The following is a 15,382-nucleotide window of genomic DNA, read 5'->3' as shown; positions in this document are numbered from 1 at the left end:
TATGCCAGATCAATTTGGCTATTGGTATGGTGTAAACGCAATAAGAAGTGGAGAAGTAAGTTTAATTGAAGCATTATTCGACCCTGGGAATACATTACAAGCGAGTGCCTTACTTTCCATATTACCTTTCCCAGCTCCCGTTTCTATTATAAGTTTAGGATTTTATAATACTTTTATTTATCTAATTTTGTTTTTTATATTACATGCAAAGAATATTTTTACAAAGTTTTCATTATGGTTTTACTTATTATTTCCTAGTTTAGCACTTTACACGGGCCTAAGTCTTAGAGAGACACTAATATTATTTTTTATGGTTTTAGCCATTGTATATGCTAGAGAATCTAAGATATTTAGAAGTATAATTTGTATAGTGCCATTATATTTAATTAAATTTCAAAACTTTTATATTGTTGGTCCAGTAGTACTGCTCTACTTCATATTTAATGTTGCTAAGAAAGGCATGAGTTTGATTAAAGCATTAATCATTAGTGTGATTGGTTTCTTATCATTATTAGCTGCAGCTCCTATTGCCTTACCTTTAGTTAATAAATTTAGAGTATCTATGTTTGTTGAAGATGGTGGAAATCCAAATGATATTGAGCTTATCTCAGGAGTTAGCGACTTCGTATTTCAAGGTCTAACTTCAGGTTTCTATTTCCTATCTAAGCCATTACCTTGGGAAGCAGCTAGCGCATTGCAATTTATACAATCATTTGAAAACTTATTTGTGTTAGGTATCTTGTTTTTAATCACTCGACAAGCTTGGAGAAAAAGTCCAGATAGGCTTGCATTCTGGTTATTGTTTATGGGGTTGGCCATGTCAGTATATGGATTGGTAGTAGCAAACTATGGTACAGCGGTACGTTATCGTTACGCCTTTGTAGTAATGTATGTTCTATTTGTCTGTGCTGACTGTAAGGTTGAAAAGCTATTCCCAAATAAAAGAATATTGTTTTACAGGAAGTGAGTCCAGACGAATTTAATAGGGACAAAAATTGAAAATATTATATATAGTGAATGAGCCTTGGTTTTTCTTATCTCATCGTCTGCCTATCGCATTAGCTGCTCAAATGCAAGGTTACACAATACATGTCGCAACAAGAGACGGCGCAGCCGTTCAAGAGATTATAGGAAATGGTTTTATTCATCATGAGCTATCATTGTCGCGCAATGGTAGTAGCGTACTCAGTGAGCTAACCAGTTTGTTAGATATTTGGAAGCTCATAAACAAGGTCAAGCCTGATGTTTTGCACCTAGTGACTATCAAACCTGTTTTATATGGTGGTATTGCCTCTCGTTTTACATCGGTTAAAAATGTAGTGGCTGCGGTATCAGGCTTAGGAACTTTGTTTTTAGCCGAGGGTGCTAAAGCAGAAGTAAAAAGAAAAGTCGGTATAGGTTTATATCGTCTTGCTTTACGTTCTAATAATACTACCGTTATTTTACAAAATCCTGATGACAAGCAGTTACTATTAGACCTAAAAGCTGTAAAAGCTGAACAAACCAACCTCATACGTGGCTCAGGCATAGACCTATCCACCTTCCAAGCCTTTCCGGAAAACCTAACTGATACTCCTGTAGTAACCTTTGCAGCACGTTTACTGTTTGATAAAGGATTAGCAGAGTATGTGGATGCTATTAAGCTATTGAATAAAAAAGGTGTGATCGCTCATTATCAAATAGTGGGAGATTTAGACTTAGGTAATAATACTAGTGCTACAGAGCAAAATATCGAAGAATGGAAGCGTATTCCTAATTTAGTAGTCTTAGGATATCAGAAGGATATGTCTACTGTATTTAGAAGCTCTAATATAGTGGTGTTACCTTCTTATCGTGAAGGGTTACCCAAAGTTTTGATTGAGGCTGCCGCATGTGGTAGAGCTGTGATTACTACAGATGTACCTGGTTGCCGTGATGCTATAGAGGAGAATAAGACGGGATTATTAGTTCCAGTTAAAAACTCACAGGCATTAGCTGATGCTATAGAAAAGCTAATTAAAGATTCTAAGCTTCGAGTAGAAATGGGTATCGCTGGACGTAAGCTAGCAGAGAGAGAGTTTGCGATTGAAAAAGTAATAGAGCAACATCTGTCTATTTATCAGCAAATAAATTAAAAATTTGATTTAGGATATCTATCCATGAGTAATAAACATAGATTACTTCTCACTGGTGCAACTGGATTTGTTGGCAGTGCCATACAGCAGTGTATTGTAGCAGATGGAAACTATGATTTAACGGTTGCAGTGCGTAACATTAATGAGCAGTCAAAGGCTGTACATATTGTTAAAGTTGACGACTTAACATTTAACACTGACTGGAGCGAGGCACTGAAAGGTGTCGATATAGTCATTCATGCAGCGGCTCGTGTGCATGTAATGGATGATACATCTGCTGATCCTCTTGCTGAATTTCGTAAAGTCAATGTAGAAGGGACTTTGAACTTAGCTCGACAAGCTGTTGAAGCAGGAATAAAGCGTTTTATATTTATCAGCTCAATTAAAGTAAATGGCGGAGGGACAGAGCTTGGGAAGCCCTATACCAAGAATTCTAAGCCTAATCCTATCGATCCTTATGGTATTTCTAAATACGAAGCTGAGCAAGGTTTATTGAAACTTGCTCAAACAACCTCATTAGAGGTTGTTATTATTCGTCCTACCCTAGTATATGGTGAAAATGTAAAGGGCAACTTTCATTCTCTAATGAAATGGACTCATAAGGGTACTCCTCTACCGATAGGTGGTATCAAGCAAAACTTACGTAGTTTAATATCAGTAGATAACTTGGTTGACTTCATTGTGACTTGTATCGAGCATAAAGATGCCAAAAACGAAGTCTTTCTGATATCTGACGACGATGATATCTCTACAGCTGGTCTATTAGAAGAGATATCAAAAGGTCTAGGCGTCAAAAACAAATCGGTAAATATACCCCCTAAATTTATTAACACGGCAGCGAGTGCACTTGGGAAGTCAGGTGTCGCTCAAAGACTAACAGGCTCATTGCAAGTAGATATTAGTAAGGCTAAAAATTTGTTAGGCTGGCATCCTAAATACTCTAGTAGTGAGTCGATTCAGAAGGCTGCCAAATTTTATAAATCAAACTTAATAGTTTCTACATCTATGACTTTACAGAGACCTTTGGATATCATCTTTTCAGCATCAGGCCTAATAGTAGCATCACCGTTATTAATTGGTGCAACCGCTATTGGTTATTTGGACACAGGCTCGCCTTTATTTATTCAAGAACGGGTGGGTAAAGAGCAGAAACCATTTAAATTGATTAAGTTTCGGACTATGAAGGTGAGCACAGAGTCTGTTGCTAGTCACCTTGTTGACAATACTTCGATAACGAGACTAGGTAAAGTGCTGCGTAAAACTAAGCTTGATGAGCTACCACAACTTATCAATGTATTAAAAGGTGAGATGAGTTTAGTGGGGCCGAGACCCAATCTTTTTAATCAGAATGATCTTATCGAAGCTAGAGAAGGTATGGGTGTCTATGATGTATTGCCTGGCATCACTGGCCTAGCTCAGTTAAGCGGTGTTGATATGTCAACACCTGAACGCTTGGCAAAAAAAGATAAAGAAATGATTGATAGCATGAACTATAAAAACTACTTCTCTTACATTATTGGGACTGCTTTAGGTAAAGGTAGTGGCGATGCAGTTAAATAGAATTTAATCATTGGAAGTAGTCTATTATGTATAAGAAGTTAAACGTTCTACTGGTTTTTGGGGTGCTATCAACGGCATCTATATATGCATCCGCACAAAACCTCTATATGAACGACTTACGTTTAAAAGCCGATATTGATTGGCTCAATACCCAGGGCGTTACTCACATTAGTACCAGTACTTGGCCATTGACAGCCAATGAGATTAAACGTGGGCTCGCGTCTGCCAATGCGCAGACATCAGCACAGCAGCAAGTATTACAGTCGATTCAAACTAAGCTCAAGCAAAACCGTGACTCTCTTGTCAAGGCATCTGGTGGGTTATACCTACAGACTAATAGAGAACAGCTACCGCAAACGTTTGCAGACGATCAACTTGCTGGGCAACAAGCCACGGTAGGCGTATCGCTTAGCGAAGCACAGTGGGAGTTTAACTTACAGGCCAATTTAAAGAACGACGAGCTGATCGATGATAGCTCCGATGTTAGTTTTGATGGAACCTATTTGGCTGGTAATGCTGCCAATCAGTGGCTCATAGCGGGTAAGATACCAACATGGTGGGGACCGGGAAACGACGGCAGCCTGATTCGAGGTGATGCCAGTTTATCCGTCGCAGGTATTACCATGCAACGTGATGAGCAAAGCGCGCCTACATTGAAGTATTTATCTTGGGTAGGTCCTTGGCAGTATCAGCTATTTGCGGGCCAGCTGGATGACTATGAAGCCATACCAGACGCCAAGCTGTTTGGTGCACGTCTTACTGCTAGCCCGTGGCCTTGGTTAGAAGTGGGTGCTTCTCGTACTTTCATGTGGGGTGGAGACGGTCGACCACAGAGCTTTAGCTCCTTTGGTGATGCGATATTAGGAACAAGAGATAATGATGCTACTGGTGGTAATACTGACGATGATCCTGCCAATCAGTTGGGTGGTTTCGATGCACGCCTGAGTCTAGCGCCGTTAATCAACGTCCCTGTTGGCATTTATGCTCAATACGTGGGCGAAGATGAGGCGGGTGGTCTACCAGCTAAGAACATGTATCTCGCTGGTGCCGATTATGCTGGTGATATGTATGGTAAACCCTATCAGCTTTATACTGAGTATGCGGATACTCGAAGCAGTGGTGAAGTCAAAGGGGTATCTTATGACCATTTCTTATATACTGATGGCTATTACCAGCAAGGTTATCCGCTTGGCCACTCGCTAGGCGGCGATGCTGAAAGTATCTCGGTGGGTGGCAAACTGTGGCTGGACAATCGCAATTTTATTAATACAAAGCTGCAGTATGCCAAAGTAAACCAATCAGATGAAGCTATCAATCAAGCGTTTCCAACGTCTGATACACTAAAGGTGATTGATGTGGCATGGGAGCACCAGCTACAGCCTTTGACTAAGATAAGTACTAGGGTTTGGGCAGTAGATTCTGATACACGGTCAAGTGATATCGGTGCAGGTGTGGGGATTGAGCTACAGACTTATTAAATAGTTGCTTAGTCAGTTTACGACAGCCTTTGAATACATAACATAAAATCGGTCTATTATTATTTAATAGACCGATTTTTATGGTCATATTCTTAGGATGCTAGGATTTTGTAGCGTACACAGGTACAATATTACTCTAAGTCAAAGGTTGACGAAGCACAAGGCAGGCACGCAAGTATTGGCGAGCGCTGTCTTTATTTTTTTATACTGCCCCCTCTATTGGAGTTATTATGTCTATCGCGTCTACTGCCCAAGAGTCCGCCATCGTTTTGGACGGCAAAGCCCTTGCCAAACAAATAGAACAGCAACTACGCACGCGCGTGGATGCGATCAAGGATAAAACTGGACGTACACCAAGCTTAGCGACGATATTGGTCGGTGAAGATCCAGCGTCAGCCACTTATGTGCGTATGAAAGGTAATGCCTGTAAGCGGGTTGGTATGGACTCTATACGAGTCGAGATGCCAACTGAGACCACGACTGAACAGCTGATGGCAAAGATTGATGAGCTAAATAATAACCCTGATGTTCATGGTATTTTGCTACAACATCCAGTACCTGCGCATATTGATGAGCGTGCCTGCTTTGAGCAGATTGACTTGGCAAAAGACGTCGATGGCGTGACTTGTTTGGGTTTTGGTCGTATGGCCATGCAGCAGTCAGCTTATGGCTCATGTACACCGCAAGGCATCATGCATTTATTAGCGCATTACGATATTGAGTTGTCAGGCAAAGAAGCCGTGGTAGTAGGGCGCAGTGCCATTTTGGGCAAGCCAATGGCGATGATGTTATTGAATGCCAACTGTACCGTAACTATTTGCCATTCAAGAACTCAGGACTTAGCCGCCCATATTAAGCGCGCAGATATCGTCGTTGGTGCGGTAGGCGTGCCTGAGCTGATTAAAGCGGAGTGGATCAAAGCTGGAGCCGTGGTTATTGATGCCGGTTTCCACCCAACGGATAACGGTGGTGTGGGTGATATCGAAATGCAAGGTGTGGAAAATATCGCCAGTGCTTATACACCCGTACCGGGCGGCGTCGGTCCAATGACCATTAACACACTCATTCGCCAAACGGTCGATGCCGCTGAAAAATCAGCAGGTTTGGCTATTAGATAAGCGACGAGTCATACTAGGGCGTGCCCTCATTTTAAAAAGGGTCATAAAAATGAGATAAATTACAGTCAAACGAGGAAAATAGCGCAAATAATATCGAGATATTAATCAGCTATTTGACAATGTTTGGCAAAATTTAACCATTTTTAGCCCATTTAGATACAATCGTTTGAATTGAGTACACGCCCTAGTGCTAATTGCCAATGTATAAGAGGGTCTGAGGTAACACAGACTCAGGCCAAATCAACCACCTCTCAGTTGATAGGACCTAAACATGGCTAAAAAAAACGTCGGTATTCATAAGCGATTACAAGGTATTGGTAGAGAGTTTGTCGATATCTGTCATTACGTGATCTTGTTTTTAATCAGTTTGGTGGTGATTTGGACCGCAGGTAAAGAGTTTGTATACATCGTCCAAAAAGGCACAGCGGATCTAAAAGATATTTTGATGTTATTTATTTATCTTGAGCTGCTGGCGATGATAGGTATTTATTTTAAGACCCATCGTTTGCCCGTACAGTTTTTGATATTTATTGCTATAACGGCGTTGTCACGACACTTGGTCGTTGACGTGCAAGCGGTTTCGGACTATTTTCATCTGTGGCTATTAGCGACGATTTCTGTGGCTATTATGCTATTAAGTGCTGCTATCGTGGTACTGACATGGACGGCAAAGACATTTGGGCGACCAGAGGACAATCTTGATCAGCAATATGCCAACCTAGCAGCCAAAGCGATGTTACCTGACAATGCACAAGTGCCGGACAGTGATACCAAGCACCGCCGAGAATGACAATTAATTAACCGCATAAAAAAAGGCTACCTATTGGTGGCCTTTTTTTATGCGGTTAATGTTGCAGTACAACTATTTAGATCATAACCACTTCAATCTTTTAAAGTTGTGATAGAGATAGCCACACAATGAACCAATAAATATCATAATAATGAAATACGAATACTTCCAATGCAGCTCAGGCATAAAGTCAAAGTTCATCCCATAGATACCTGCTATAGCTGTTGGAACGGCCAAAATACCCGCCCAAGCGGCAAGCTTACGTACCACTTCGTTCTGCCCCATATTGACCATCGCCATATAGGTATTCATCACCACACTAAGCATTTCATTCAGACCATTAATAGCATCTAAAGAATGCAAAAGATGGTCATTGACGTCGCGGAAATAAGGTTTTGCTGCTTGAGAGAATCCGGAGACCAACTCGCTCTTTTTATGATTGATAAAAAAGCTACAGATGTCTTGCACAGGCAAGATGATGGCACGCATATGTACCAGTTGCGACTTGAGTTCATAGAGGTTTTTTAAGGTGCTTTTATCGAACTCATAGGTAAACACATAACGTTCTTGTTCACGCAAATAACGACCCAAACGATCCGTAATTGGCATGTAATTATCCACGATAAAATCGAGAATGGCATGCAGCACAAAGATAGGGCCCATCCGTAGCTTTTCGGGACGGCGATGACAGTGCTCACGAACGGGCGCATAGGAATTTGAGGGGCCATTACGAATCGTAATCAGGTAATTTTTACCCATAAATATCGCCGTAGTGCCATAGCGAATGATATTGCCCTCAAGCTTGGCGGTACGTAGCACCACAAACACCATATCGTTGTCGTAGTTTTCAACTTTGGCGCGTTGATGGTCGGCAAAGGCATCTTCAATCGCCAGCTCATGCAACCCAAAGGCTTCTTTGACTTTGACCATGGTTTGTAGGCTTGGGTCATAAAGACCCAACCAAATAAACTGTCCATTATTACTCAGGGCGCGACTGACATCAGTGAGCGCAACTTGATCGAGCTGCTCACCTGTTTTACGTGAATAGGCGTAGCAGTTAACCACTTCTTCGGCACTGGATAAATCAATATCTTCATAACGCTCAGAGTCTGGATCGTAGACGGTCATAGTCTCGATGGTGTCCTGAGTCGTCGCATCCACATCACCATAAATGTAGCTGTCGTGATTATCGAGATATAGATGCTTATCACTCATATGAGCGTAAATATGACTGAGGTTAGAGTCAGGTGCAATACGCGCTGTTTTTTTAATCAACAGGTCGTTATTGTTTTCCATACACCCTCCCTTAATAAAGTAAAAAGCCTGTAAGAATCAGTCCGCATAATGGTTTTATTAAAGCGCGTAGCTTTTCAAGGTGTCGATATCGACCAAGCTCAATAAACTTTCATGACACGCTTCAAGTTTTATTTGCGGTGCAATATCAAAGTCTAGCGCCTCGACCCAGCGTAGGGCGCAGATACACCAATAATCACCGGGTTTGAGACCAGCGAAATTATACTCAGGCAGCGGCGTGATAAGATCATTACCACGACTGGCGGAGAAGTTTAAAAACTCACTGGTCATTTTGGCACAGACGGTATGCTGGCCGACATCGTGATTGCCAGTATGACAAAAGCCGTTACGATAATAGCCCGTAAGCGGATCAAAGCAGCAGCTGGCAAGTGCCGTACCTAAGACGTTAGATTGATTGATGGCTGGGTTTGGGTGGTAATCAGATGACATAAGGCTTCCGAGATAAAAATATAGAGTAGTGTACCATGAGTCTGTGTCGATGGCCTTGTTGTAACTGCGTTCATCACTTACTTTTTATTATAAACAATGAGCGCGGCATTGTTGATTGAACCACCATTTATACAATGCAATTGTGACCGTCAACCGTCATAGCGCTAACGCCGATGACAAGACATTAGATAATGATTGTGGCTAATTGTCACTAGGCGAACCCAAACTGCTATGCTAAACTAAACCTTAAAGTGCCCTAATGATTTATAAAAGTGCCTTGATGATTTAAAGGTGCTTTAATGATTTATTAGCTTATCGCCGTTTGTTAGCGCATAAATATACTCGTCTTATCATTCTAAATTATAATTATTACTCACCCTTTTGCGGTTACCTAATTGTTTATAGCCCGTTTGTTTATAAATAATTGGGTCAATGATGTTGCGCGTTAAAAATAAAAAACGCGCCATATTCATGCAATTGTAAATATTATCTTTAAGTACCGTATCAGTACCGCGTTTTTGGTAAACGATACGCCAAACAAGGATTTATTGTGTCTGTCAGTTCTGATTCCGCAACACCTATCCAGTCAAATGCTATCAACAAAGCGGCGACTCAGCCTGATGAAAACAGTGCTGTATCCAATCAAATGCCGTTTTTTAGCAATTTTGCTAGCGACGTTGCCAACAGTTGGCTATTGCCTGATGGGGTGGTAGATGTACTGTTTGAAGATGCTCATAAGCAAGAAGTGCTTAGATATCAGCTGACGCAGCAGCTCATCACTCATGGTTATCAGCTGGTCAATCCACCGATGATTGAGTTCACAGAATCGTTGTTGAGTGATGCCTCAGAAGATTTGAAGCGTCAAACCTTTAAGATCATCGATCAGCTAACAGGCCGATTGATGGGTTTGCGTGCCGATATTACCCCGCAGATTTTGCGGATAGATGCGCATCACGGTGGTACGGGCATTGCTCGTTATTGCTATGCAGGCGATGTGATTCACACATTACCCTCAGGGCTGTTTGGCTCACGGACACCGCTGCAATTGGGTGCTGAGATATTTGGTTGCGCCTCACTTGCGGCAGATATCGAGCTGATAGATGTATTGTTTGCGATGGTCAGTAGTCTCAACATGAGTGCCGCGCTGCACATCGATTTGGGTCATGTGGCGATATTCAAGCGCCTAGCAGAATTGGCAGAATTGGCAGACAGTGATACTGAGCATTTGATGCATTTATATGCCAATAAAAATCTACCAGAGCTAAAACGTCTCTGCCAGACATTGCCGATGGGTAATGATTTTTATGCATTGGCACGTTTTGGTCATGATATCGCCAATCTATCGGCCAAGCTGTCAGCGACTGCTCAAAAAGATGCACAGGTTACGGCTGCTATTGATGAATTACAACGACTAAAAGCACATTTACAAGAACAGTGGCAATGTCCTGTCAGTATCGATGTGACGGAGCTATCAGGCTATCATTATCACACAGGCATCGTGTTCAATGGTTATATCAATAACGAGACACAGCCACTGGTACGCGGCGGTCGTTTCGATGGTATGCAAAGCAGCAATCCATTAACGGGGCATCAGCCGCGTCAAGCAACTGGTTTTAGTATGGATGTTAGTCGCCTGCTTGCTCATACTCAGCTTGATGTGCCAACCATCGTATTGGTGGATTATGAGGCATTGAGTACGTTAGATCAGAATCAAAAGCACACACTATTGCAACAAGTTGAAAGCCTACGTCAGCAGGGCTATCGCGTCACTGTGCCGTTAAATGCAGAAGACCGTCCAGCAGATATCACGCATCATTTACATGTTGTAGATAATCAGTGGCAGCTACAAACTATTTAAGCATTAAGCATTAAGCATTAATTTGTAAAATTATTATTACTTTTTGGCGTTATTAAAATTATTGCAATGAACGTTATCGTGGTTTTTAAACCGTTATTGCACACACCTCAATACATAAAGGTAGGGATTGATCATGGGTAAGAATGTCGTAGTTTTGGGTAGCCAATGGGGCGATGAAGGTAAGGGTAAAATCGTTGATTTACTGACCGAAAAAGCCTCAGCAGTCGCGCGCTTTCAAGGCGGTCATAATGCGGGTCACACGTTGGTTGTCGATGGCAAAACCACCGTCTTGCATTTGATTCCATCCGGTATCTTACGTGAAGGCGTCACCTGTTTTATCGGTAATGGCGTGGTGTTAGCACCTGACGCATTATTAAAAGAGATGAAAGAGTTAGAAGACAATAACGTGCCAGTTCGCGAGCGTCTACGTATCTCTCCTAACTGCCCACTTATCATGCCATATCATGTCGCCCTTGACCAAGCGCGTGAAGCCAAGCGTGGTACTGGCAAAATCGGTACGACGGGTCGTGGTATCGGTCCTGCATACGAAGACAAAGTGGCTCGTCGTGCGATTAAGCTTGCCGATTTATTCCGTAATGATTTAGAAGAAAAACTGCGCAATTTAATCGAATATCATAACTTCCAATTGACGCAATATTATAAAGTTGACGCGATTGATTTTGATGAGACCTTCAAGCTTTGCCAAGAGTGGCGCGAAGAAATCAGAGGCATGGTTACCGATGTAACCGAAGAGCTTAATCAGTTGCGTTTGGCTGGCAAAAACCTCATGTTCGAAGGCGCACAAGGTACGTTACTTGATATCGACCACGGTACGTATCCGTTTGTGACCAGCTCAAGCGTGACAGCGGGTGGCGTATCTACTGGTACTGGTATTGGTCCACTCTACTTAGATTACGTACTGGGTATCACCAAAGCCTATACCACACGTGTGGGTAGCGGCCCATTCCCAACCGAATTGTTCGATGATGTTGGCGCACATTTAGCCAAAGTTGGTCATGAGTTTGGTGCAACAACGGGTCGTGCTCGCCGCTGTGGTTGGTTTGATGCCGAAGCATTACGCCGTGCTGTCGTACTGAATTCTCTGTCTGGTATCTGTCTCACCAAACTTGATGTATTGGATGGTTTAGAAGAGTTACTAATCGGTGTGGGTTATAATTTACCTGAGACTGAGTGTGCAGGCGCGCATGATGCTGAATTCTATGAGTCAGTAACGCCAAAGTATGAAACGCTGCAAGGCTGGAGCGAATCAACGGTTGGTGTGACCAATTATGATGATCTGCCAGAAAATGCCAAAATATATATCAAACGTATCGAAGATTTGATTGGTTGCCCTGTTGATATCATCTCGACCGGTCCTGACCGTGAAGAGACCATCGTATTGCGCGATCCGTATGATGCTTAATTAATAACACATTTATTGAGCACGAAAAACCTCCATTGACTTAACTGTCATGGAGGTTTTTTGATGAAAGTTTTCTAAGATTGTTATAAACTATTATTTAGTTTCTAATTATATTGAATTAAGCTATCATTATCTTTGTAAGATGCCACTTAGGGCGTGTTTGATCCTTCAACCATGGCACTGACAGAAACTATTTTTTGGGCGATTCGACGTTAAAAATCGTAAGTTTAGTCATTCTAAGCGTCTATTTTTAACAATGAAGCGGCAAAAAAGAGTTCTGTCCTCACTGCGAGCATAGCTCTTGTCTTGCGGACGGGCAAAGCAGTACTTTGCTTACTCCGTCCTCAGGGCTGATGCTAAAATTACCCCATACTGCGTTACAAGTCTCGCTAAGGTATCAACATTATCGTCGACTTGCTCCTTGTCTGGCGCTATTTTAGCCATCAGCAGTGCCTATTTGTGAATACTCAAACACGCCCTAATATGGCGAAAGGGAATTTTAATAATAGCCAAATAACAAAAGGGACGTGTTATGAACATTCATATTGTTAAAAGTACTGTGAGCAAAACATCTTTAGCATTATTAGCATCCGCCGCCTTTATGTTTCCTATGATGTCTTGGGGCGCTCAAAATTGCGATAAGCCGGTCAATGATTTCGACGGTTTATATTGCTTGAATAAAGTGTATTTAGAGGCGGATAAAGAGCTTAATAATTCTTATGCAAAACTGGTTAAGCAATTAAACACTCAGCAAAAAGCCAAACTGAAGCGCGGGCAACTTGCTTGGATTCGGGCGCGCAATGACGATTGCAGTTATCATGATGGAGATGATTTTTATGTCAATCTCGCCTGCACCAATCGCGTGACGACAGAGCGAGTCAACTTTTTAACGGAGCGTGTCCGTGAGTGTAGCGCGGGCAGTTGTCGAGACAGCCGCTTAGGTGAGTAATATAGTCGATGCCCTATAAAAAGAATACAGTGCTCCTAAGATAAATTTACTTCTAAGCAAGATTCAATCATAAATTAATCCTATCATTTATAGTCTTAATCATTATAATAGGCAGCAATCCTATGTTGGCATTTATGGTTGGTGCTCATGTTTTCACATTGGCAAACCATGAGTTGTTCAATTCAGCCTCAGTCAACATTGTGGCCACAGATAAAACAAAGCATTTACGATTACATTTCTTATCGAATTTATTTTTATTAGGAGCCTTTCATGGCTAACGAACGTACTTTATCTATCATCAAGCCTGACGCAGTTGCTGGCAACCATATCGGCGCTATCTATGACCGTTTTGAGCAAGCGGGTCTAAAAATCGTTGCTGCAAAAATGCTACAACTTGATGATGAAAAAGCAGGCGGTTTTTACGCTGAGCACGCTGAGCGTCCATTTTATAATGATCTAAAATCTTTCATGATGTCAGGTCCAGTATTGGTATCAGTACTAGAAGGCGAGAACGCTATCGCTAAACATCGTGAAATCATGGGCGCAACCAACCCAAAAGACGCAGACAAAGGCACTATCCGTGCTGACTTTGCGAGCAGCATCGATGAAAACGCGGTTCATGGTTCAGATTCAGCTGAATCAGCCAAACGTGAAATCAGCTACTTCTTCAGCGATGATGAAGTTTGTGCACGTACGCGTTAATGGCGGCAATTATTGATATCCGCTAGTTTTTACCGTAGTGATTATTAATAATTATTTTCGTAAGACGGCTTATATCTCATGGGTATAAGCCGTTTTAACGCTTATAATAGCGGCATTGTTGATTGAAATTGTCGATCATCTCCCTCATTATCGTATGTAGTCAGCGTTATCAATCCCTTATCAGCATGCTTTTATCCGATTTTTTACCCGCTATTAGGTAAATAGATCGATAGATAAAACGGGCGCTCATAACGGATTGCTCATGCAACGCGTATTGCTTATGCATCATATACAGCAACGTTTATATAAATAATTGCATCGCTTATCTAAGCTTATGCAAAAAGGTTACCTATTATGTCAACTGTACAAGCTCCGACCCAGCACATACCCGCAAAGATGACGGGCAGCATCAAGCTAGTGGATGAAGCGCAAGCGAAAACCAATCTATTGGGAATGACGCAAGCGCAACTTGCCGATTATTTTAAGAGTATTGGCGAAAAGCCTTTTCGCTCAACGCAAGTAATCAAGTGGATATATCAGCACGGCGTGACGGACTTTGAGCAAATGACCAATTTAAGCAAATCATTGCGTGATAAATTGTCACTCAATGCTTGCGTTGTTCCACCAAAAGTTATTCATCGTCAGTATAGCGATGATGGCACGCGTAAATGGGTGTTTGAAGTGACTGGCGGCTCATTAGTTGAGACCGTTTTGATTCCAGCGGATGACAGCAAAATTAATGGCCGCAAAACGCTATGCGTGTCTTCACAAGTAGGTTGCGCGCTTGACTGTAGCTTTTGTAGTACGGGCAAGCAAGGGTTTGAACGCGATTTAAGCGCCGCTGAGATTATCGGTCAGCTTTGGGTTGCCAATGCTTCTTATATGACGGATGAAAACGAAAGCTTAGAAAACGTTGACCACAGTTTATGGGAAAACAACGTGACAAACGTCGTCATGATGGGCATGGGTGAGCCACTGTTAAACTATAAGCCAGTGGTGGGTTCAATGGAGCTGATGTTAAGCGATCATGCTTATGGCTTATCCAAGCGTCGTGTGACTTTATCGACCTCAGGCGTCGTGCCCAAAATGTATCAGTTGTCGCAAGACCTTGACGTGGCATTGGCCATTTCACTGCATGCTCCCAATGATGAGTTACGCAATGAGTTGGTGCCAATCAATAAAAAGTATCCATTAAATGAGCTTATCGCTGCTGCAAAGAACTACGTTTTTGATGTCAATCCACGTCACAAAAAACACGTAACAATAGAGTACGTGATGCTCGATGGTGTTAATGACAGCAATGAACATGCAAAGCAACTAGTTACCTTATTAGAAGGTTTGCCAAGCAAAATCAATCTCATCCCATTCAATCCGTTCCCGCATGCGCCGTATGATAAATCAAGCAATAACCGCATTCATGCGTTTAGCAATATCTTAAGTGAAGCTGGTTTTGTGTGTACCATTCGCCAAACTCGTGGCGATGACATTGATGCTGCTTGCGGTCAATTGGTTGGACAAGTGGCTGATCGTACCAGACGCTCAGCAGCGTGGCAGCAAAGTATCAAAGATCGCGAAAGTGTTTAGGGTGATTATTGTGCGAAACACTAGAAATTTGCTGAATATTGATATTTAGTTGTCTTTTATCTA

The 15,382-nt window shown here is 42.0% G+C and carries 13 protein-coding genes; 11 read left to right on the top strand and 2 right to left on the bottom strand.

Annotation, left to right across the window (positions count from 1 at the left end; genetic code table 11):
- The first annotated feature begins 1 nt into the window (after position 1).
- The 6 genes from JMX48_RS11450 (at position 2) to JMX48_RS11425 (ending at position 7,060) form a co-directional block, all read left to right on the top strand.
- Positions 2 to 967 (top strand): hypothetical protein, encoded by a 966-nt coding sequence (locus tag JMX48_RS11450; protein ID WP_227687999.1) that lies wholly within the window; start codon positions 2 to 4, stop codon positions 965 to 967.
- Between the two features lie 28 nt (positions 968 to 995).
- Positions 996 to 2,114 (top strand): glycosyltransferase family 4 protein, encoded by a 1,119-nt coding sequence (locus JMX48_RS11445; protein ID WP_201537879.1) that lies wholly within the window; start codon positions 996 to 998, stop codon positions 2,112 to 2,114.
- Positions 2,115 to 2,138: 24 nt separating this feature from the next.
- Entirely contained in the window at positions 2,139 to 3,674 is a 1,536-nt protein-coding gene (locus JMX48_RS11440; protein WP_201537877.1) for a hybrid nucleoside-diphosphate sugar epimerase/sugar transferase, read from the top strand.
- A 26-nt stretch (positions 3,675 to 3,700) separates the two neighbouring features.
- A complete protein-coding gene (locus JMX48_RS11435; protein ID WP_201537874.1) occupies positions 3,701 to 5,152 on the top strand; it encodes a capsule assembly Wzi family protein in 1,452 nt (483 codons plus the stop codon).
- A 230-nt stretch (positions 5,153 to 5,382) separates the two neighbouring features.
- Entirely contained in the window at positions 5,383 to 6,270 is an 888-nt protein-coding gene (gene folD / locus JMX48_RS11430) for a bifunctional methylenetetrahydrofolate dehydrogenase/methenyltetrahydrofolate cyclohydrolase FolD (protein WP_201537872.1), read from the top strand.
- Between the two features lie 271 nt (positions 6,271 to 6,541).
- Positions 6,542 to 7,060, top strand: coding sequence for a phosphate-starvation-inducible protein PsiE (locus JMX48_RS11425; protein WP_201537870.1), 519 nt, complete (start codon positions 6,542 to 6,544; stop codon positions 7,058 to 7,060).
- Positions 7,061 to 7,141: 81 nt separating this feature from the next.
- Here JMX48_RS11425 and corA read toward each other — a convergent pair whose 3' ends face one another.
- Both corA and JMX48_RS11415 read right to left on the bottom strand, forming a co-directional pair.
- Positions 7,142 to 8,275 (bottom strand): magnesium/cobalt transporter CorA, encoded by a 1,134-nt coding sequence (gene corA, locus JMX48_RS11420; protein ID WP_413786367.1) that lies wholly within the window; start codon positions 8,273 to 8,275, stop codon positions 7,142 to 7,144.
- 138 nt (positions 8,276 to 8,413) lie between these two features.
- Positions 8,414 to 8,803: a DUF2237 family protein gene (locus JMX48_RS11415; RefSeq protein WP_201537866.1), complete on the bottom strand. Its 390-nt coding sequence runs from the start codon at positions 8,801 to 8,803 to the stop codon at positions 8,414 to 8,416.
- Between the two features lie 550 nt (positions 8,804 to 9,353).
- On the opposite strand from JMX48_RS11415, the gene JMX48_RS11410 reads away from it, so the two are divergent.
- The 5 genes from JMX48_RS11410 to rlmN all read left to right on the top strand — a co-directional run bounded on the left by JMX48_RS11410 (position 9,354) and on the right by rlmN (position 15,319).
- Positions 9,354 to 10,661 (top strand): ATP phosphoribosyltransferase regulatory subunit, encoded by a 1,308-nt coding sequence (locus JMX48_RS11410; RefSeq protein WP_201537864.1) that lies wholly within the window; start codon positions 9,354 to 9,356, stop codon positions 10,659 to 10,661.
- A 133-nt stretch (positions 10,662 to 10,794) separates the two neighbouring features.
- Entirely contained in the window at positions 10,795 to 12,084 is a 1,290-nt protein-coding gene (locus tag JMX48_RS11405) for an adenylosuccinate synthase (RefSeq protein ID WP_201537862.1), read from the top strand.
- 532 nt (positions 12,085 to 12,616) lie between these two features.
- A complete protein-coding gene (locus tag JMX48_RS11400) occupies positions 12,617 to 13,033 on the top strand; it encodes a lysozyme inhibitor LprI family protein (protein ID WP_201537860.1) in 417 nt (138 codons plus the stop codon).
- Between the two features lie 270 nt (positions 13,034 to 13,303).
- Positions 13,304 to 13,735, top strand: coding sequence for a nucleoside-diphosphate kinase (gene ndk / locus JMX48_RS11395; protein ID WP_201537858.1), 432 nt, complete (start codon positions 13,304 to 13,306; stop codon positions 13,733 to 13,735).
- A 351-nt stretch (positions 13,736 to 14,086) separates the two neighbouring features.
- Entirely contained in the window at positions 14,087 to 15,319 is a 1,233-nt protein-coding gene (gene rlmN / locus JMX48_RS11390; RefSeq protein ID WP_413786366.1) for a 23S rRNA (adenine(2503)-C(2))-methyltransferase RlmN, read from the top strand.
- Positions 15,320 to 15,382: the final 63 nt, after the last annotated feature.

This window comes from Psychrobacter immobilis, assembly GCF_904846225.1.
GTDB lineage: Bacteria > Pseudomonadota > Gammaproteobacteria > Pseudomonadales > Moraxellaceae > Psychrobacter > Psychrobacter immobilis_F.
The sequence above is the reverse complement of the archived record's forward strand: the minus strand, read 5'-3'. Positions and strand labels throughout refer to the sequence as shown.